The organism is Mitsuaria sp. RG (assembly GCF_028369275.1).
In the GTDB taxonomy this organism is placed as follows: Bacteria; Pseudomonadota; Gammaproteobacteria; order Pseudomonadales; family Pseudomonadaceae; genus Aquipseudomonas; species Aquipseudomonas peradeniyensis.
In genome coordinates, this window is record NZ_JAQMYQ010000024.1 from 24399 (window position 1) to 44602 (window position 20204).

General features: G+C 65.6%; 10 protein-coding genes. 5 read left to right on the forward strand and 5 right to left on the reverse strand.

Going from position 1 to position 20204, the window contains the following annotated elements:
- Positions 1–84: 84 nt before the first annotated feature.
- From POF53_RS14870 to POF53_RS14890, 5 genes are all read right to left on the reverse strand, one after another.
- Positions 85–1440, reverse strand: a complete 1356-nt coding sequence (locus tag POF53_RS14870; RefSeq protein ID WP_232857221.1) for a coiled-coil domain-containing protein — start codon at positions 1438–1440, stop codon at positions 85–87.
- On the reverse strand, positions 1437–7733 hold the full coding sequence (locus tag POF53_RS14875) for an AAA domain-containing protein (RefSeq protein ID WP_232857220.1): 6297 nt from the start codon (positions 7731–7733) through the stop codon (positions 1437–1439). The genes POF53_RS14870 and POF53_RS14875 overlap by 4 nt, the downstream gene beginning before the upstream one ends.
- A gap of 14 nt (positions 7734–7747) precedes the next feature.
- Positions 7748–8383, reverse strand: coding sequence for a 4Fe-4S single cluster domain-containing protein (locus POF53_RS14880; protein ID WP_232857218.1), 636 nt, complete (start codon positions 8381–8383; stop codon positions 7748–7750).
- Positions 8384–8385: 2 nt separating this feature from the next.
- Positions 8386–10218, reverse strand: coding sequence for an AAA family ATPase (locus POF53_RS14885; protein ID WP_232857216.1), 1833 nt, complete (start codon positions 10216–10218; stop codon positions 8386–8388).
- Positions 10219–10524: 306 nt separating this feature from the next.
- Complete coding sequence (locus POF53_RS14890) at positions 10525–11439, reverse strand: LysR family transcriptional regulator (protein WP_232857215.1); 915 nt, start codon at positions 11437–11439, stop codon at positions 10525–10527.
- Positions 11440–11646: 207 nt separating this feature from the next.
- On the opposite strand from POF53_RS14890, the gene POF53_RS14895 reads away from it, so the two are divergent.
- The 5 genes from POF53_RS14895 (at position 11647) to pgm (ending at position 20068) form a co-directional block, all read left to right on the forward strand.
- Positions 11647–12669, forward strand: coding sequence for a zinc-dependent alcohol dehydrogenase family protein (locus POF53_RS14895; protein ID WP_110738667.1), 1023 nt, complete (start codon positions 11647–11649; stop codon positions 12667–12669).
- Positions 12670–12928: 259 nt separating this feature from the next.
- Positions 12929–14329: a hypothetical protein gene (locus tag POF53_RS14900; RefSeq protein WP_498968285.1), complete on the forward strand. Its 1401-nt coding sequence runs from the start codon at positions 12929–12931 to the stop codon at positions 14327–14329.
- Between the two features lie 117 nt (positions 14330–14446).
- Positions 14447–16099: a VRR-NUC domain-containing protein gene (locus tag POF53_RS14905; protein WP_498968287.1), complete on the forward strand. Its 1653-nt coding sequence runs from the start codon at positions 14447–14449 to the stop codon at positions 16097–16099.
- Positions 16096–18351, forward strand: a complete 2256-nt coding sequence (locus tag POF53_RS14910; protein WP_498968289.1) for an ATP-dependent DNA helicase — start codon at positions 16096–16098, stop codon at positions 18349–18351. Before POF53_RS14905 ends, POF53_RS14910 begins: the two co-directional genes overlap by 4 nt.
- A 79-nt stretch (positions 18352–18430) precedes the next feature.
- Positions 18431–20068, forward strand: a complete 1638-nt coding sequence (pgm, locus tag POF53_RS14915; RefSeq protein WP_498968291.1) for a phosphoglucomutase (alpha-D-glucose-1,6-bisphosphate-dependent) — start codon at positions 18431–18433, stop codon at positions 20066–20068.
- The last annotated feature ends 136 nt before the right edge of the window (positions 20069–20204 follow it).

Sequence of the window (20204 nt, forward strand, 5' to 3'; positions counted from 1 at the left end):
AAGGAAAAATCCTTACACGGTCAATCTTGGTTTTCTGCTGATCAAGCATGGGCGGGGAGGACGCTAAATAGCGCCCTGGATGAGTTACACCACTTGCTGGGGCACGATCTGTGCGGCGGCAGCTATGTCTCCGTCTTCAGCTGTAAGTACTTCTTTAAGTGGCGTCTCTCCCACCCCCATCGCTCGCTCGATCAGCAGTTCGCTTCCATGGCCCTCAAGCATCGCTTGCAACCGCCCGAACTCGTTGCACCAGATCGTCTCGATATCCTTGTCGCGCTGGGTGTCGCGATCATGGCTCAATGCCACTGCTCGCACTTGCAAGCGGCCGTTCTCGGCCTTGCCTCCCAGCTCTACGCCGTAGCCTGGTGTGGCTGGCTTGCGCAGCACTACCTTGCCCGATTCGGCCCAGGCGGTGGTCATGCCTTCGCGCACTTCGTAGCCGAGTTCGGCCAAGCCCTGAAGCATGGCTTCGCGACGGGCAAGGGCGGCGTGTGCTTGCACATGAGCGGCAAGAACCGCTTCGCAGTGGCTGGTCAGCTCGCCCACCATAGTCTGCGAGGTGGCAGTTGTGCACAGGCTGACCTTCTCGAGCAATACCTCGTTTCCAGCATCCAGGTGGGCTCGCACTCCGTTTGCCAAGTCGTGGAGCTTGGCCAACGAATCGCGACTGAGTTGGAAGTCGCGATTATTGTCGGCCAACTCGATCACCAGGCTGTCGAGCAGCAAGTTACGCTGCTGCGCCTGGGGCTGTGCTTCGGCTCGGGCCAAGGCTTGGACAAAGGGCAACGCACGGGCTGCGCCTTGCAACAGGTGCAGCTCGGCGATATGTCGGTCGATCTGCTGCAGGCGCGGATCACGGATCGTTTGTGCTCGTTCGGCTAACCACGTGTTGAGGTCGGGCGCGGGGGCGTCCTCCTTGAGCCGCTGAGCCAGCGCGTGTTGCTGCTCGTCAAGGGTTTGCGCTTCGTTGCTGCTGCTCAATTGGGCGAAGCCTTGGGCGAGCAGTTGCTCGGCATTGGCCAGTTGGGCGCCATCGGCCAGTTGTGTCAGAGCTTGCGCCACGTGCGGGGCGGTGTCAGTGCGGCCGCTTAGGGCCTTGAGCAGCAGCGCTGCGTTTTCCTGCATGCGGCGTTGGTGCTGGCGCTGCTCGGTCGCTTGCCGAACAGCGCGCTCCTCGCGGGCCAGTTGGTCGCGTCGCAGGTGCTCGATCTCGATGGGGACGGCTTTCTGCAGCTCTCGGAACTGGTCATCAGTGAGCAAGGCGCGCAATCGCGCTTGCCGTGCCCGCGTGGCCGTGCGCTCCTGCTCACTCATTTGGCCAAGCCCTTCGGCTTGGGCCTCCCAGCGTGCCACGGCCTGATCAAGGAGGCGCAGATGGCCTTCGCAAATGGCGATGATTTCTTCACGGGTAACGATGCGCACCACCTTCGGGCCACTCATTGGCAGCTCTCCTTTTCGTTGGATGAGGCCGTCTGCTGCTCAGCCTGCATGGCGCCCTCGATGGCCACACGCAAGCGAGCGCGCTCGTTGTCGCCGTCGTGGTACCAGGCCTGGGATGAGACGCGGTGGATCTGCGGGATTGCTCGGCGCAATACTGAGGGCCGCCAGATTTCCCGGGCCCGGGCGCGTTCGAGCAAGGCGTGGCTGGGCGCGTCGCATTCGATACCGATGGCATAGATGCCGGTCGCCGGGCTTGCGATGGCGAAGTCCAGGCCAAACGCGTCGCCTTCGCTGGCCGGAGCGGCATTCCAGCCCAAGGAGGCGATGAACGCGCCAACGATCCTGGCGAAGCCGTCGCGGCCCTGGTAGTGCCCATGCACCTGCGTGCTGCGGTCCGTCTGCAGGCGGCCCAGCAGCTTGCTGCTGTAGTCGAATTCGCCGGCACACAGCGCTCGCGCGTACTCCAGGTAGCCTTGCAGGTAGTCGCGTGGGCTGGCAGGGGCGCGCTGGGTGTTGAGCATGTCGGAAATGTCGGCGATGGGCATCGAGGTGATCATCACCACCTTGCGTCGAGCACGGGTAACCGCCACGTTCAGGCGGCGTTCGCCACCGGTCTGGCCGAGCACCCCGAAGTGGCGGCGGAAGGTGCCCTGGCTGTTGCGGCCGAAGGTGGAAGAAAACACGATCACGTCGCGCTCGTCACCCTGCACGTTCTCGACGTTCTTGACGAACACCGACATGTCTTCACCGTCCTCGCTGCGTTCGCGTTCCTGGGCGTACGCGGCGCGGAAGGCTTCGTTCTCGGAGGCGTGAGCTTCCAGGTGCTCCTCGATCAGCTCGGCTTGCTTGCGGTTGAAGGTCACAACGCCCACTGAAGGGCGGTGCGCGTAAGGGAGCTGCCAGAGCGCCTCCAGGTACTGTACGACACGCTCGGCTTCGGCAACGTTGCTCTGGTTCTGGTACAAGCCCTCGACCTGAATCAGTTCCAGCGGCTGGAGCTGACGAATGCTTGCCCGGGGGTGGCGCACCGGCACGTTCAGGCGGTTACCGTAGAACGAGGCGTTGGAGAAACCGATCAACTCGCGGTAGGCCGAGCGGTAGTGGATCTGCAGGGTGGTGCTGGGCAGGGCGTTGCGCGCCAGTTGCAGCAGGTCTGGGCAGTCCTTGATTTCGCGGCGGTTCCAGGTGTCTTGGAAGGCCTCGCGTTGCTCTTCGTCAGCGTCCTCGTCCGGTTCGTCGCCATCGAACAGTTCGGCCTCGTCACTTTCGACCCGGCTGGAGAAGAACGCAGTCGGCGGCATCTGCTTCTCGTCGCCGCTGACCACTGTGACCTGACCGCGGAACAGGGTCGGCAGGGCAAACTCCACCGGCATCTGTGATGCCTCGTCGTAGATTACCGTGTCGAACAGGCCGTTCTTCAGTGGCAGCACCCGGCTGGCCACGTCCGGGTTCATCAGCCATACCGGGCGCAATGTCATCAGCCCGAGCGGTGCACCCAGTTCGAGAAACTCTCGCAGCCTGCGTGATCGCTTGCCGGTCAGCCGGGTCACGTCCTCCCACTGCTTGCGGCTGCCTAGGCGCGCCGGGTCGATGCCGGTGGCCAACAGCTGGCGGTTGAGCTCACGCATCCGTGTATCGGCCTGAGCCAGGCTGGCGACCTTGGCCTGGGCCTCTTCCTGGCTGAACAGCAGTTCCGGGTTCGCCTGTTCGATGCGGTGCTTCCAGCCCAGCCGCGCTTCGCGGTTGAGCAGACGGCGCACGGCGGCTTCGAGTTGCTCGGAGGGCAAAGCGTCGAGTTGCGCCTGGCGCTGGCGCAGGAGGGCCAGCAGGTCCAGGTCAGCCTCGGCAAGTTGCCCGGCGCGGGCCCGGAAGCCCTGGTAGGCCGCCAGGTGGGGTAAGGCGTCGTGCAGGCGACTGAGTGCCAGTTCGTTACTCAGGTTGTGTTCCACGGCATGCCGCAACTGTTCAGCCAGTTCGTTGCCGAGCCAGTCGTCGAGCAGCTTGAGCTGGTTTAGGCTGGACTGGCGAACGCCTTGGCGCAGCAAGGAGGCGTCCAGATCGCCGAGCAATGCCTCCAAGTGTTGTTTGTCACCGGTAAGCACGGCGTCATCTGCTTGGCGTGCGCGAGGCGACTGTGCCAGTGCCTGTGCCAACGCCTGGATCTCGACGAGCTGACGGATATCAGCTTTGACCAAGGCCGCCAGTTCCAGGCCCGCCTGGGCGGCGACGCTGTCCAGGGTCAACGCTTGGTGAAGTGCAGCAAGTTCGGCGCGCAGAGGGCGCCATTGCTGCTCCAGATCGATGGCCGCGCGCAGCCCTGGCAGGGCTTCATCCATACGGCTGTCACCCTGCGCTTCGAGGAAACCGCGCAGGCGCTTGCGCCTGAGCAGGTGCAACGGATTGACGCGCGCCAGCCAGGAGCGAGCCCCCATGACCTGGGCGCAATCGCTTTCCAGGCTGCGCATCGGCTTGCTGTCGAGCAGGCTCAGCGCGGGCGACAGTGCTGGCAGGTAATCGCCTTCGGGCAGTTGGTCGAGCTGCTGTTGCAGTTGCCGCAGCTCGTTCAGCATCGATTCGCCACGCGGCAACTGCTCGCCGTCCTTGCTGCGGAACAGCGGCAGCCAGCGGGCCAGGCGCAGCCGCTGTTCCTGGCTCAGACCGAGCAAGGCAGCCACATGGGCGGCTATCCATGCCCGGTACGGTGCAGGGTCTTCAATCTCGAAGCTGGCCGAGTGTGTTTGCAGGGTAGCCTGGCGCTGCAGCTCTGCCTGGCTGAAAGCCTCAAGGCTGTCGGTAAAGGCCTGCAGTGTAGAGCGGTCCGTGGCGAACGGCTGCAACTGCGACAGGGCGCTGCCTTCGTAGCGGGCGGGCAACCACAGGCGTATCAGTGGTGCGCAGTTTTCTTCCAGGCGGGTCAGGCTGGCAACGTCAAGCACAGCCAGGCGCTGGCGCAACGCCGGGAACTCGAGTGGTGCCGGCCCATCTTCGAGGGCGATCAGCTCACCCAGCAGGCGTCGGTAGCTCAAGCCTGTGGCCGGGTCCGGGCGGTGCAGGCTCTGGTGGAAGCGGTCCAGCTCGCCTTCGAGTGCCTCGATTCGCGCCGCCGCCTGTTCGCGCTGGCGGAGCAGGCCTTGGCCTTCATCGCCACCGATGAACAGGGTTTCCAATTGTTCGCGAATGCTGCGGATGATCGGCTCACGGTCGCGGTTGACGTCATTGAGCATGACGATGCGCTGGCCCAGCCCTTCGGCCACCAGGCGCTTGTACACAACCTCTAGCGCCGCGTGCTTCTGGCAGACGATGAGCAGGCTGCGCTGGCGGCCGATGGCGTCGGCGACCATGTTGACGATGGTCTGGCTCTTGCCGGTGCCCGGTGGCCCCTCGACCAGCAGGCCCGGGCCTTGGCGTGCTTGCAGCACGGCTGCTTCCTGGGAGGGGTCGCTGGCGACGGTGAAATAGCGGTGCAGTTCAGCCGGTGGAGCCACGGCCTCGGCTTCCTCATCGGCCCTGAGCCGCAATGCGGTCTCGAGCCCGCTGCCTGCAGGTGAAAGCGACTTCAGCTGGCGCAGGTCTTCGCCAATGGCCTGGCCCATGAAGGTGACGTGGAACAATACGCCGGCACAGGCCAGTTCGTCCTGGTAAGGCACGACTTCCACGCTGCTGGCCGGTAGGCCGGCGATGCTGCGCGAGCGCGCAGTTGCAAGCATGCCGAACGCATCCATCACGTCGCTGGCGCGGATCGAGGAGCGGCTAAGCAACTCGTCGGCCGTCTTGCGCCAGCGCTTGCAGGCTTCGGCCCCGAGTACGCTTTCCAGCGCGGGGTTAAGGCGCACCTCTTCGCGTTCGCTGTCGAAGGCCAGGGCCGCAAGGCCCCGGCTGCCCACTTCCAGCAGCAGCTTCACCGGCCACAACAGCAGCGGAATGATGCGTGTGCGCGTGGTGCCGCGTGTGTCGCGACTGAGCAGGAAGGGGAAACCCAGGTAAAGGCCGTCAATGCCGGTGTCGCGTTTGTACAATGCGCTCTGCCGGTGTAGCGCGTGCAGGCGTGAGGCAATCTGCGGCATGGCCTGGAAGCATTCCGGGTCCAGGTTCACGGCCCGTTCGTTGCGCAGCAGCAGGTGGTCGAGCAGGGCGGCGGCCGGGTGGCGCTCGCTGTGCAGTTCGTTGAGATCGACTCGGGCGGTGGTCTTGCCGATGCTCATGCGCACCAGCGGGCCGCGCATCACTGCGGTTACCACCTTCTTCTCGAAGAACTCTAGGATCTGTGACACATACTGCTGCTTTTGCGGCTCAAACCACTGGCTTGCCGGAATGGCCAGTAGCACCAGGGTCTGGGCCAGCGGCATGCGCCGTTCCAGGCGGAACTGCTCGGCCCAGGCATCCACTGCGGCTACGCCGCTGCGGGAGAACCCGCGTATGCGCTCATCGACGCTGTGGTAAAGATCTTGGCGCGGATGCTGCAGTAGCGCAGTGGCAGCTTCGCTGTCGAACCAGCCGACCTCGACGCTGGTGGCCAGCTCCGCTGCTTCCTGGATGATTGCATCCACCGAGCGGAATTGCCCGATCGAAGCGCTGAGCAGCACGATTAGGTCTTCTTCGGCGATGACCCGTCGTTCCGCCAGTGCCTGCAGGCCGGGGTGCTCGGTATCCGGCAGCAGCCGCTGGCGCGCTTGCCATTCGCTGGTGAGCTTTGCCCGCGAGGTCGATAGTATGTATACCCGCAAGGTCTCCTCGACCAGTTCGATCTGCTGGTGCAGGGCGCGCTGGCGAACCTGTTCGGCGCGCAGTTTGAGGCGAGAAAGCCAGTTGTCGGTCTGCAGTTGTTCCAGCAGGTCGGGCACCGAGCCACTGATCAGCCGGTAGCCTTCCAGCGGGTGCTCCAGCAACCAGCCTGGGGTGACGATATCGCCGCGGTGGATCAGCGGGATTTCCGGGTTGAGCAGTTTCAGCGCGAGCATCAAACGGAAATCGTCCTCGAGCCCGTCATGCTGTACCACCTGGCGCAGGCCGGCGAGCAATGAGGGGGGAAGACCAATCTGCTCGGCCCAGGTGACGATGACGCCGCGCAGCAGGTGGTCGAGTGCCTGCTGCCAGTGCTCGGCGTGAGCGGCGGCGAGGGCGAATACCGCTGGTTTGTGGTAGCGCGCTTCACCCAGTTGCAAGGTGGCACCTTCGCCGTCGTCGCGTTCGGCAAAGGCTGAAGCCGGTGCCTGCACCGGGCGTCCGTCGAGCCACACCTCGACCTCGGGCCATTGCCAGCGCTGGTGCCGGTCACGTGCCAGCAGGCCGCGCAACAACAGGTTCAGCTCCGGGTCGAGGTCGTCGGGAATCGGCACGCCGTTGGCCAGTACATGGATGAGGAAGGCATTGGCATGGATGCCCTCGAAGCAGGCGCCCCCGGTCAGTTGTTCGAGCAGGATCATGCCCAGGCTCCACCAGTCCGAGGCGGAAGCCACACCGCCGGCGATGGCTTCAGGAGCCATGTAGCGGCTGGTCTCCAGGGGCGAGACGATGTCCAGGTCGAATTCTGACAGGCGCGCCGAGCCAAAGCCGCTGATCACTAGGTCCAGTGGCTCGTGGGCACGTATAAGCAAGCTGGCCGGGCGCAAGTCACGGTGACGCAGCCCAGCCTCGTTGAACGTGTGTAGTGCCTGGCCCAGCTCTCGCAGCACATGGCGCACGCTGTGGGCTTCGCGGATCACGCCGCCGAGGTCGGCCAGGCTGCCGCCGGTCAGCTCCTCGATCACTTCGAAGGCACGGCCATCCCAGCGGCCGGTGGCGATGATTTCGGGCACGTGCTCGCGCGGCAGGCGGCGGATCACGTCATAAACCGCAGGGTCCGGTTCCGCGCCTGGTCGATAAAGGGTGAGCACCGCTTGGCGAGCGGTTTCCTGGTGCACTGCCAGGTAACGCTCGCGGACGCCGTCGGTATTGCTGATCTGGCGGATCAGCGACCAGCCTTCGATCAATGTTTCGCTGGTTGCGGGCGTCTCGTCGACCGGGGCAACTGGCACATCGTTGGTTGAGGGCTGGGCGGGCAGGGCATCGCACTCCAGGCACATCAGGTCGCCGGGGTCCATGGCATGGCCGTTTTCACAGACGATGCCATGGGCCGGGAGCGTATCCGTCGGCGGAAGCTTGTCCAGAGTATGGATGACCTGCGGCCGCCAGCCGTCAGCCTGGATCGGCTCGCCGGCGAGGTCCCAGTTGCACGGGTGCTGGTCGACGCTGCCCTCGCAGAACATTTCCTGTACCGGGCGTGCAGTGTTGCAATTGGGGCAATAGCGAATCATCGGGCGAATTCCGGTCAGTGGCGGTGCGCGCTGGTGCGAATCTGGTGGCCTTGCGCGTTCAAAAGGTCGCGCAGACGCAGTACGTCGTCACGCCGAGGGATCCCCGCCATCCATACGCTGCCGTTCTCGTCGAACATCAGGTCGAGGGCCTGGTCGGCGGGTTGCAAGGGGCGCTGGTAGCTGGCCAGGCGTTCATGGCCGAGCGGGGTCAGCAGATTCAGGCGCTGATTGTCGCTGCCGCGCAGCGCCAGGGATTGCTCGCTGCGCTCGTCGAAGGGGTCGCTGATCAACGCATCGATCAGACCTTCGGCTTGTTGCAGCAGGGGTTGCAGGTGTTCCAGCGTGTAGCCGCTGTACACCAGAATGTCCAGGGGGGGTGACTGGCGCAACCCTTGAAGCAGAGCGAGCAGGGCAGGGAACTGGTCGAAGGGTTCACCGCCCGAGAGGGTGATGCCTTCGGCCTCAGCCAACCAGGGCGTCAGTTGCTCCAGCAGTTGTGCAATACGCACGCGGCGCTTGCCTGGCCCCCAGGTGTCAGCGGATATACACCCCGGGCAGCGGATGCTGCATCCCTGAAACCAGATGCCCAGGCGCCGACCTGGGCCGAGGGTGGTTACCGGGAAGTGCACGCGGGAGAGGCTCAGCTCCATGGTCAGCGACGTTCCAGGGTCAATCCGCCGACTCCCAGTCGGCTGATGGAGAAATGCTCGCCAGGTTGCGCGTCCTGATCAAACAAGGCTCGCGCCAGCGGGTTGAGCAGATGCGCTTCGAGTTGGTTGCGGATACCCCGGCCGCCATTCGACAGGTCACGCAGGCACAGGGCGTGCAACGCCTGACGCGCCTCAGGGGCGATGGTCACGTGTAGTTCCTGCTGTTTTAGGTCCTTGAAGGTGGCATCGACCATCTGTTCGAAGATCTGCTGGCCGACTTCTTCACGAATGAAGTCGAAAACGATGACGTTCTCGCCGATACGGTTGAGAATTTCCGGACGATTGAGCACCAGTTTGAAGTGCCGGTCGATCTCGCTGTGGACTTTCTCCCGGACCTGCTCATAGGGCTCGCCCGGCAGCACATTGGCAACGCGCTCGCCGTTGTCGCCCAGGCGGTAGATGCCCAGGTTGGAGGTGAACACGATCAGCGCCTCGGAGAAGTACACCCGGTCACCGCGCCCAGAGGTCAGCACGCCATCGTCGAGAATCTGCAGGAACTTGTCGAGGATGCGCGGGTGGGCTTTTTCGATTTCGTCGAACAGCACCACGCTGAAGGGTTTCTCGCGAATCGCGTTGGTCAGTTCACCACCGACGTCGTAGCCGACATAGCCTGGTGGCGCACCGATCAAGCGCTGGTCGGCATGCTCTGCACTGAATTCCGACATGTCGAAACGGATATACGCGTTTTCGTCGCCGAACAGCAGGCTGGTCATGGTCTTGGCCAACTCGGTCTTGCCCACTCCGGTGGGGCCGGCCAGGAAGGCCACGCCACGCGGGCGGTTACCCTTGCGGCTGGCGCCGACGCCGGTCATCGCCCGCTTGACGATGTCCAGCATGTGGGTCACAGCGTGGTCCTGGCCTTTCACTCGCTGGTGCACTAGCTCGTCGCCCTGGCGGATGCGCTGGCGATCAATGCGCAGCCAGGGGTCCTCGGTGACACCCACTTTATATCGGCGCACGGCATCGGCTATCTGCACCATGGCCACCCCCTCGACCCGTGCGAGTTGTGCGATCGCACTGAGGTCGAGCAGCAATAGGCCCTCGGTGTTATGCACGAAGGCGTCCGCGGCTTGGGCGAGCGCGTCCTGACTTGACTCCTGGCTACCGGCGAGCCCCTTGAGCAGGGCCGGGGCCAGGGCGCGGCGGGCCAATTGGTCAGGTTTGGATACCGGAATGTGGCGAATCCGGGGATTGTCGACCAGCAGCCAGTCCGGCAGGTCGCCTTCTTTTTCCACCAGCCACAGCAGCGTATTGAAGAATGGCTTGCGCGTTTGTGGCTGCGGCCGGCTGCGCGCCTGGTGGGCATGCACCAAGGCCTGAGTGAACAGCTGATGCTCCGCCGCGCTTAGGGAATCGCTACGTACCGCCAGGCGCGAGGCGAAGTCGATGATCAGGGCGACCGGTGCATCGGCGCGGGCCAGCAGACGCTGCACGGTGGCGGCGAGCAAGTCGATACCCGCTGACGCGGCACCGTTCACCGCGGTCAGGCCGAGTTCCTGGAGTAAGGCTTGGCCCGGTGCCGGGTCGCTGCCGGGCCTGCAAAGCACACGAAAACCAGCCACCGGGTCCCAAGCCAGCACATGGCCATAGCCGCTGTCGAGCAGGGCGTCGCAGAGGGTTTGGTTGAAACTCTGAGCCGTGACCGTGCCAGGGGCGATCTCGCAGGCTTGGAGGTCCCTAATGTTACCCGATAGGACAAATTGGCTTTTCAGTGGAAGGAAGCGGACGAGGTCTCGCATCCAACGCGGGGTTTGAAACGGTGTAATCCCTGACATGATCAACTCGTCTAGGTTGTATCCTTGGCAGGGTATTGTTCCTTGCGTGTATTTTCCAGTGTTGCTGTCTGAAAGTTCAGCGTGTTGGATGGCAGAATCTTGGGGATGCCTCGATACCTCCCGTATACCTCGTGAATAAGGGGTATGCGAGCTCTGTTCACTATCGAAAGCGGCCTACCAATAGACCTAGTAAGGCATCGTGCCTTGCGTCGCGCTGGCTTGTTTGGCCAAGCGCAATCAGGTTTTCGACTCCATGCTCATTGGATAAGCAAAAATGATCAGAAGAACGGCCTATTTCAGCGAAACCTAAAGACTGTCCGGATCGCCGAAGAACATCTGTATCCGCGACCGCAACCACTTCTCCGCCGGATCATTGTCCTGCGCCCCACGCCAGGCCATGTGCAGCTCGAAGGTGCGCACCTCCAGCGGCAGGTCCTCTGCCCGCAACCCACCCGCCGCAGTCAGCGCATCGGCCGTGTAGTCCGGCACCGTGGCGACGATATCGGTCCCCGCCAGCAAACTCCCCAATCCGTTGAACTGCGGCACCGCCAACACCACGTGGCGCTTGCGGCCGATCTCGTCCAGTGCCTCGTCGATGAACCCCGAGAGGTCGCCGGCGAACGACACCAGGGCATGGGGCCGGGCGCAGAAGTCATCCAGGGTGATGCTGCCGGGCATGCTGTCGGCGCGCAGCAGCTTGGGCATGCTGCGGCGCAGCACCTTGCGCTTGGCGTTGGCGGGGAGTTCGTTGGTGTAGCTCACGCCCACCGAGATTTCGCCCGAGGCCAGCAGGGTGGGCATCAGCAGGTAGTTGACCCGGCGCACCACCAGCACGATGCCGGGGGCTTCGGCGCGGATGCGCTTGAGCAGCTGCGGCAGCAGGGCGAATTCGGCATCGTCCGACAGGCCGATGCGGAACACCGCGTTGCTGGTGGCCGGGTCGAACTCGGCGGCGCGGCTGACGGCGGTGGAGATCGAGTCCAGCGCCGGTGACAGCAGGGCGAAGATCTCGTGGGCCCGCGCCGAGGGCTCCATGCTGCGGCCGGTGCGCACGAACAGCGGGTCGTCGAACAGGTTGCGCAGGCGCGACAGCGCGGCGCTGATCGCCGGCTGGCCGAGGAACAGTTTCTCGGCGGCGCGGGTCACGCTGCGTTCGTGCATGAGCGTTTCGAACACGATCAGCAGGTTGAGGTCTACGCGACGCAAGTCGTTACGATTCATTCGATGCGGCTCGCCTGAAGTGGGGCAGGGGTGAATCTTAAGGCCAAAGGCTGGTACCCTGCACCGATTTCCGGGTGCCAATGCACAGATTTGTCAGGGGCCCAATCAATGACAGGCATGTCGACTATTAACAGCCACTGATGGTCCAACCGTGAAAGCCCGGATAAAGTCCGTGGTAATACGAGATTCACACAGGCGAGGTATGCGATGTCCCGCATGATCCGTTTCCACAAGTTCGGCCAGGCCGATGTGCTCCGATGCGAGGAGCAGGCCGAACCGTCCCCGGCTACCGGCGAGGTGCAGATTCGCGTCGAGGCGATCGGCGTCAGCTGGTACGACGTGCTCTGGCGGCAGAACCTGGCGCCGTCCCAGGCGCGGCTGCCGGCCGGCATCGGTCACGAGATGGCCGGCGTGGTCACCGCCGTGGGCGAGGGTGTGGACGATATCGCGGTGGGCGACCGGGTTGCCAGCTTCCCGGCCACCAGCGCCAACGACCACCCTGTGTATGGCGATGTGATCGTCCTGCCGCGCAGCGCCATCACCCGTTACCCGGATGTGCTGACCCCGATCGAGGCCAGCGTGCACTACACGCCGCTGCTGATCGCTTACTTCGCCTTCGTCGACCTGGCGCGGGCCAAGGCCGGGCAGACCGCGCTGGTCACCGACGCCAGCCACTGCGCGGGGCCGGCCTTCGTGCAACTGGGCAAGGCCCTGGGGCTGAAGGTGTTCGCCGCCACCAAGGAGCCCGAACAGCGCGAGTACCTGCTGGGCCTGGGCGCCGACAAGGTGATCGTCACCGAGGAACAGGACCTGCTGATGCAGATCGGCAAGTACACCGATGGCCGTGGCGTGGACATGGTCCTCGACGGCATGGGCGGCCCGCAGATGTCGCTGCTCGGCGATGTCCTGGCGCCGCGTGGCAGCCTGGTGCTGTACGGCCTGCAGGGCGGCAACCAGACGCCGTTCCCGGCCTGCGCGGCGTTCCAGAAGAACATCCAGTTCCATGTGCACTGCATCGGCAACTTCACCGGCAAGCCGGAGCTGGGCATCGCCCAGGACCAGGTGGCCCTGCAGCGGGCGCTGCGCGACATCAACCAGTTCACCGCCGACCAGCTGCTGACGCCGCAGATCATCAAGGTGTATCCGTTCGAGCAGGTGGTCGAGGCGCACCGGCACATGGACGAGTGTCCGTGTGGTGGGCGGGTGGTGCTGGATATGGGTGTGCACTGAAGCCACGTGTGATCCCTGTAGGAGCGGCCTTGTGCCGCGAAAGGGCCGCAAAGCGGCCCCGGCGATTGATGCGTCAACGCTGTAACCTTGAGGCCGCTACGCAGCCCTTTCGCGGCACAAGGCCGCTCCTACAGGGACGTCAGGCAAATTTAGCTAAATGTCCTACTAGGCTTTAGGAAGTTTCCTTCAAGCTCGGTTTGCTATTCATCTGCCAGAATCGGACTTCAATTCGAAGCCGTCAGGGAGATGGAGCGATAGCATGACCGAGACCCACGACCAAGCCATGCATTATGTCTACCAGCAAGTCCTGCAGCGCCTGCTGGAGCACATGACCCAGGCCCAGCGCGCCTCGGTGCAGTTGCTGGTCCAGCGATTGCTGGTCATCGCCGGCGGCCAGGATTACGTCGGCAACGTCCGGGTGCTGGTGCTGCACGGTGTCGACCGGCGCAGCGCGCATCTGCTGGCTTGCCTGCGCGCCGCGCAGTTGAGCATCGCCCTGCGCCATGGCGCCACCTGCCGCCTGCGCGTGCTGGCGGCCCGCCTGCCGACCCTCGACGATACCGCCCTGGCCCTTCACGACCGTTGCTTCAGCGCGCTGTTCCTGCATGACGATCCGCGGGTGGAGCTGCTGCGAGCCGATGGCGGGCAGCTCGGTCCGTTCGGTGCCCGCCAGGCCTGCACGGCCGAGCAACTGGCCGATGCGGGCAACGCCTGGTTGCTGTTCGGCCATCTGGTCGGCGGGCAGCCGGACGCGATGCTCGGTGCCAGGGGCTACCTGGAGCTGGCCAACAGCCTGGGCCAGGCGCTGGCCGGGGAGGCCGGCGAGCAGATCCTGATCAGCGCCGTGCCGTTTTCACAGCGCCACCGCTTGCTGGCCTGGGGGCGGCGCTGCCTGCGCCATACCGTGGAGGTGGCCCACGCCCTGACGCCTCACAATGTGCTGGCGGCGGGTCTCGAGCAGTTGGGCGAGGTGCTGGCCGATCCCTGGCAACCACCGACTTCGCCCGTGCTGCGCCAGCCCGGCGGCGAGCCGCGCCTGGTGATGGTCGAGGACCTGTTGCGCCACCCGGACGACGGTGGAGCGCTGGACCGCATGCTCGGCCGGCAGGACGTCAAGGGCAGTCAGGCCCAGGGGCCGTCAGGGCTGTTCGATCCCTTGCCGCTGGCCCACCTGCATGGACTCAAGGCGCAGTACCTGGATCAGCGCAGCTATCGCGAGGGCACCCAGGCGTTCTTCCAACGCTTGCGCCAGCCGTCGACCGCCTGGCCGCAGGGGCGGGCCTTGCGCGGCGAGGCACAGACGCGCCTGGCTGGCGCCTATGGTGTGAGCGAGGCGCAACTGGTCTGCCAGCTGTTCACCCCGTTCGAGGCGCAAGGGCACAACCTCGAGACCTTCGTGCTGCGGTGTCATCCGGGCATGCGCGTCGCACTGCCGTACCTGCACCGTGCCTTGCAGGGTCGTCCCTGCCCGGAGCCGGTCAGCCAGTGGCTGGTTGAAACCAGCGGCCTGCAGCTGGCGCAGTTGCGGGGGCTGTATGCCGGCACGCTCAGCCACCAGGCCCGGCGCCTGTTCCAGCTGCTGGGCCGGCGCGACCTGTGGCTGCGGCCTTTGCCGGCCAGCCCGGGTGGCGGCTATCCGCTGTGGCGCGCCGTCGAGTAGGCCTGCTTTCTGGGCGAGTGCTCTTAACGATCGTGTGACCGTCGATCCAGCGCGCTTGCCCAGGCATGTGATCTGTATGTATAACCAGTGTTTGTTCCTCAGCACCCGACTAGCACCGTGATCGCCCATTCCGTCGATGATCCCCTGTACTACCTGCACAACTTCCGCCAGGTCCTGCGCTGGGTCGGGCAGCGCTATGCCGACCTGCTGGACCGCGACGAGCACGGTTTCATCCAGGTCTTCAGCGAACTGCCGGTGCCCAGCCAGGCCCTGCTGGTACGCATGGTCATGCGCAAGGGTGAGCTGTTTCGCAGTGACAAGCTCGACTATGCCGAGATTGGCGACACCGAGGTGGCCCTGGCGCCGTTGCTGGCGTTGGGCTGGGTGGTCGACGACGCGCCGATGACGGTGGAGCAACTGTGGGCGTTGCTGCGCAAGGACGAGCTGGCGACGTGCTTCGCCGGGCGGCTTCCCCGGCCGCGGGCCGGCAAGGCCGAGTTGCTGGAGCAGTTGCAGGCCTTGGGTTTGCCGGCCGGCCCGCTGGCCCAGTGGTGCCCCGATTTCCCGGTGCGGATCCTGCACTGGTGCCGGCAGCCGTTGTGCGACCGCCTGCGCCTGCTGTTCTTCGGCAACCTGTACCAGAGCTGGTCGGACTTCGTGCTTGCCGACCTCGGGGTGTTCCGCTACGAACAGGTGGCGTTCAGTGACGACTCGCGGGCCTTGCGCCAGCGTGCCGAGGTCGACCTGGCCATGACCCTGCACCAGTGCGCAGAGCACCTCGAGCAGGGCGCCCCGCCTGCCGAGCTGCTCGCGGCACTGGACGGGTTCGACGATAGCAACCCCTGGCTGGCCCGGCGCCGGGCGCGCCTGCTGTTCAGCATCGGCCAACAGTGCGAGCGCCTGGGGGACTGGGACCTGGCACTGCGGATCTACGCCGACTGCGCGCACCCCGAGGCACGTATTCGTCAGGTCCGGGTCTATGAGCGCAGCGAGCAATGGCCGCAGGCTCACGCCCTGGCCCTGCACATGGCCCAGGAGCCCGCCAATGCCCTGGAATGCCAAGCCCTGGAACGCCTGCTGCCACGCCTGGCGCGCAAGCTTGGCGGTCCGGCACAGCCGCGCCGGCGCAGCGAGACTGTGACACTTATCGAACTGGAACTGCCGGCTGAGATGGCGGCACTGGGCGTGGAAGAAGCAGTGCGCCAGCATCTGGAGCAGGACAGGGGCAGCGTTCACTATGTCGAGAACACCCTGTTCAACAGCCTGTTCGGCCTGCTGTGCTGGGAGGCGATCTTCGCCCCGGTGCCGGGGGCGTTCTTCCACCCGTTCCAGAGCGGGCCGCAGGACCTGCACGACGTCGACTTCCAGCAGCGTCGCGCGGCACTGTTCGACGCCTGCCTCGGGCGCCTGGACGATGGCAGCCATCGTCAGGCCATCCGCGACTGCTTCCAGGCCAAGCAAGGCCTGCAGTCGCCTTTCGTGTTCTGGCAGATGCTCGACGAGCCGCTGCTCGAACAGGCACTCGAGCACTTGCCGCCCGCGCACCTGAAAGCCTGCTTCCTGCGCCTGCTGCAGGATATCCGCGCCAACCGCGCCGGCATGCCCGACCTGATCCAGTTCTGGCCGGGGCAGGGCGGCTACCGCATGATCGAGGTCAAGGGGCCGGGTGACCGCCTGCAGGACAACCAGCTGCGCTGGCTCGAGTTCTGCCATGCCCACGGGCTGCCGGTCGCGGTCTGCCATGTGCGCTGGAGCGATGTGCCGGCATGAGCTACACCGTGGCCGTGCGTGCCCTGTGTGAATTCAGCGCCAAGGTTGGCGACCTTGACCTGCGCTTCACCCCGTCGCCCACCGCCCAGGAGGGCATTGCCGGACACCGCCGGGTGGTGGCGCGGCGCGCCGCCGGCTATGAAGCGGAGGTGGCGCTGGAGGGCGAGTACCAGGGGCTGCGGGTGCGCGGTCGCGCCGATGGCTACGACCCGGCGCGCAATCGCCTGGAGGAGATCAAGACCCACCGTGGCGATCTGGCCAGGCAGCCCGACAACCACCGCCAACTGCACTGGGCCCAGGCCAAGGTCTATGCCTGGTTGCTGTGCCAGGCACGGCAGCTGGCGGAGATCGATGTGGCGCTGGTCTATCTCGATGTCGACAGTGACGGCCAGACCGTGATCAGCGAGCGTTACCAAGCCGATGAGCTCAAGCACTTCTTCGAGACCCAGTGCCAGCGCTTCCTGGCCTGGGCGCAGGCCCAGGAACGACGGCTGAGCGAGCGGGACCGGGATCTTGGCGCGCTGACATTCCCCTATCGCGAATTCAGGCAGGGCCAGCGCCAATTGGCCGAGACGTTGTACAAGGCCGTGAGCACCGGCCGCTGCCTGATGGCCCAGGCCAGCACCGGCATCGGCAAGACCCTCGGTACCCTGTTCCCGCTGCTCAAGGCCGTGGTGCCGCAGCAGCTGGACAAGCTCTACTTCCTTACCGCCAAGACCCCAGGCCGGGCCCTGGCCCTCGATGCACTGCGCCAGATCACCCGGGCGTCGCCGCAACCAGCCCTGCGCAGCCTCGAGCTGATCGCCCGCGACAAGGCCTGCGAGTACCCCGAGAACGCCTGCCATGGCGAATCCTGCCCTTTGGCGCGGGGCTTCTACGACCGCCTCCCTGCCGCCCGCGAAGCCGCCGCGCAGGTGTCGCTGCTCGACCGTGCCAGCCTGCGCGAGGTGGCCTTGGCGCACCAGGTCTGTCCTTATTACCTGAGCCAGGAGATGGCGCGCTGGGTCGACCTGCTGGTGGCCGACTACAACTACTACTTCGACGCCCATGCCTTGCTGTTCGGCCTGGCCCAGGCCAACCAGTGGCGCACGGCGGTACTGGTGGACGAGGCGCACAACCTGGTCGAGCGGGGGCGGCAGATGTACAGCGCCAGCCTCGACCAGGGGCAGTTGCTGGCGTTGCGCCAGAGCAAGCCGGCCGGGCTGGGCAGTGCCCTCGACCGGCTGAACCGGCAGTGGAACACGCTGTACAAGGCCCAGGTGGCGCCGTACCAGGCCAGCGAACAACTGCCGGACGCCTTCTTGCGTGCCCTGCAGCAGTGCATCGGGCTGATCCAGGAGCGCATGAACCAGGCGCCCGCCGAAGTCGAGCCCAAGGTGCTGGAGTTCTTCTTCCAGGCCCTGCAGTTCAGCCGCATCGCCGAGCTGTTCGACGAGCACTTCCTGTTCGATATCAGCCCGCGCAACGGCCCACGGGGGCGGCGCCTGGCCACGCTGTGCCTGCGCAACGTGGTGCCGGCGCGGCTGCTGGGGCCACGGATGAGCGCGGCGCGCAGCGTCACGCTGTTTTCTGCCACGCTGAACCCGCGGCACTTCTACAGCGACCTGCTGGGCATGCCCGCTGACACGGCCTGGCTGGAAGTTGCCGCGCCGTTCCGGGCCGAGCAGTTGCAGGTGCGCATCGTCAGCGAGGTGTCCACCCGCTACCAGCAGCGCCAGGCGTCGCTGGCGCCGATTGTCGAGCTGATCGCCGCCCAGTTTGCCGGCCAGCCGGGCAACTACCTGGCCTTCTTCAGCAGCTTCGAATACCTGGAGCAGGTGGCGCGGCTGCTGGAGGCCAAGCATTCGCAAATTCCCCTGTGGCGCCAGGCCCCGGGGATGGACGAAACCAGCCGCGAGGCCTTCCTGGCGCGTTTCGTGGAGCACGGGCAGGGTGTGGGTTTCGCGGTGCTCGGCGGCGCCTTCGGCGAGGGTGTGGACCTGCCGGGCACGCGCCTGATCGGCGCCTTCGTTGCCACCCTCGGGCTGCCCCAGGTCAACCCGGTCAACGAGCAGTTCAAGCAGCGCCTGGGCCGTCAGTTCGGCGCCGGTTTCGACTATGCCTACCTGTACCCGGGCGTGCGCAAGGTGATTCAGGCCGCCGGCCGGGTGATCCGCGGCGATCAGGACCGTGGCGTGTTGATGCTGATCGACGAGCGCTTCGCCGAGCCCCGGGTGCGGCAGATGTTCCCCAGTTGGTGGCAGCTGGGGTGAACGCCGCCATCGCCTGGCGCTGAAACTCCCAGTACACTGCGCGCTCCAACACCTACTTCTGTTGATTTCGAGGTTCCGCATGACGCTCAGTCCTTTGGCAGGCAAGCCGGCTCCGGCCAGCGTGCTGGTCGATATCCCCCGCCTGTTGACCGCCTACTACACCGGCCGTCCCGACGCCGCGGTGGCGGCCCAGCGCGTGGCCTTCGGCACCTCGGGCCACCGCGGCACGTCGTTCGAGCTGAGCTTCAACGAATACCACGTGCTGGCGATCACCCAGGCCATCTGCCTGTATCGCCAGGAAAAGGGCATCGACGGCCCGCTGTTCATCGGCGCCGACACCCACGCGTTGTCTGCCCCGGCCGCCGCCAGCGCCCTGGAAGTGCTGGCCGCCAACGGCGTGCAGGTGATGCTGAGCCAGGATGACGAGTACACCCCGACCCCGGCAGTGTCCCACGCCATCCTCTGCTACAACCGTGGCCGCCAGCAGGGCCTGGCCGACGGTATCGTCATCACCCCGTCGCACAACCCGCCGCAGAGCGGCGGCTTCAAGTACAACCCACCCAACGGCGGCCCGGCCGACAGTGACGTGACCAAGTGGATCGAGGCCAAGGCCAACGAACTGCTGGCGGCCAACCTGGCCGGCGTCAAGCGCATGGACTACAAGCAGGCGCTGGCGGCACCGACCACCCAGCGTCACGACTACGTCAGCAGCTATGTCGCTGACCTGGAAAACGTCATCGACTTCGAGGTGATCCGCAGTGCCAACCTGCGCCTGGGCGTCGACCCGCTGGGTGGCGCCGGGGTGCGCTACTGGTCGGCCATCGCCGAGCGCTACCAGCTGAACCTGGAAGTGGTGAACACCGAGGTCGACCCGACCTTCCGCTTCATGACCGTCGACTGGGATGGCCAGATCCGCATGGACCCGTCCTCGCCGTATGCCATGCAGGGCCTGATCGGCCTGCGCGAGCGCTTCGACGTGGCCTTCGCCTGCGACCCCGACCACGACCGCCACGGCATCGTCACCGCCGACGGCCTGCTGCAGCCGAACAACTACCTGGCCGTGGCCATCGACTACCTGTACCGCAACCGCCCGCAATGGCGCAGCGACGCGGCAGTGGGCAAGACCGTGGTCTCCAGCGGCCTGATCGACCGTGTCACCGCCGCGCTGGGCCGTGAGCTGTACGAAGTGCCGGTGGGCTTCAAGTTCTTCGCCCAGGGCCTGTTCGACGGCTCGCTGGGTTTTGGCGGCGAAGAGAGCGCCGGCGCCTCGTTCCTGCGCAAGGACGGCAGCGTCTGGGCCACCGACAAGGACGGCCTGATCCCGGCGCTGCTGGCGGCCGAAATGACCGCCCGCACCGGGCGCAACCCGAGCCAGATCTATGCCGACCTCACTGCCAAGCTGGGCAAGCCGTACGCTACCCGCGTCGAGGCCAAGGCCGATGCGCGGCAGAAGGCGCTGCTGAGCAAGCTGGCGCCGGAGCAGGTCAAGTCCACCGAGCTGGCCGGCGAGCCGATCCAGCAGATCCTCAGCCACGCGCCGGGCAACGGCCAGGCCATCGGTGGGTTGAAGGTGATGACCGAGAACGGCTGGTTCGCCGCGCGGCCGTCGGGCACCGAGGACATCTACAAGATCTACGCCGAGAGCTTCATCGACGAGGCGCACCTGGCGCGCCTGGTGGCCGAAGCCCAGGTGCTGGTGGACGCGGCGATCGCCTGATCTACGTCGTTGTACAAGGTCGGCGCGGTCCCTGTGGGAGCGGCTTCAGCCGCGAACACCGGCGCAGCCGGTGCCAGGCACCGCGTCGCCTGATTCGCGGCTGAAGCCGCTCCCACAGGATCGCGTAATTGTTCTG

Excerpts from the sequence above, each read along its gene's own strand:
- POF53_RS14870 (WP_232857221.1), bottom strand. The coding sequence starts at position 1,440 with ATGAGTGGCCCGAAGGTGGTGCGCATCGTTACCCGTGAAGAAATCATC.
- POF53_RS14875 (WP_232857220.1), bottom strand. The coding sequence starts at position 7,733 with ATGATTCGCTATTGCCCCAATTGCAACACTGCACGCCCGGTACAGGAA.
- POF53_RS14880 (WP_232857218.1), bottom strand. The coding sequence starts at position 8,383 with ATGGAGCTGAGCCTCTCCCGCGTGCACTTCCCGGTAACCACCCTCGGC.
- POF53_RS14885 (WP_232857216.1), bottom strand. The coding sequence starts at position 10,218 with ATGTCAGGGATTACACCGTTTCAAACCCCGCGTTGGATGCGAGACCTC.
- POF53_RS14890 (WP_232857215.1), bottom strand. The coding sequence starts at position 11,439 with ATGAATCGTAACGACTTGCGTCGCGTAGACCTCAACCTGCTGATCGTG.
- POF53_RS14895 (WP_110738667.1), top strand. The coding sequence starts at position 11,647 with ATGTCCCGCATGATCCGTTTCCACAAGTTCGGCCAGGCCGATGTGCTC.
- POF53_RS14900 (WP_498968285.1), top strand. The coding sequence starts at position 12,929 with ATGACCGAGACCCACGACCAAGCCATGCATTATGTCTACCAGCAAGTC.
- POF53_RS14910 (WP_498968289.1), top strand. The coding sequence starts at position 16,096 with ATGAGCTACACCGTGGCCGTGCGTGCCCTGTGTGAATTCAGCGCCAAG.
- pgm (WP_498968291.1), top strand. The coding sequence starts at position 18,431 with ATGACGCTCAGTCCTTTGGCAGGCAAGCCGGCTCCGGCCAGCGTGCTG.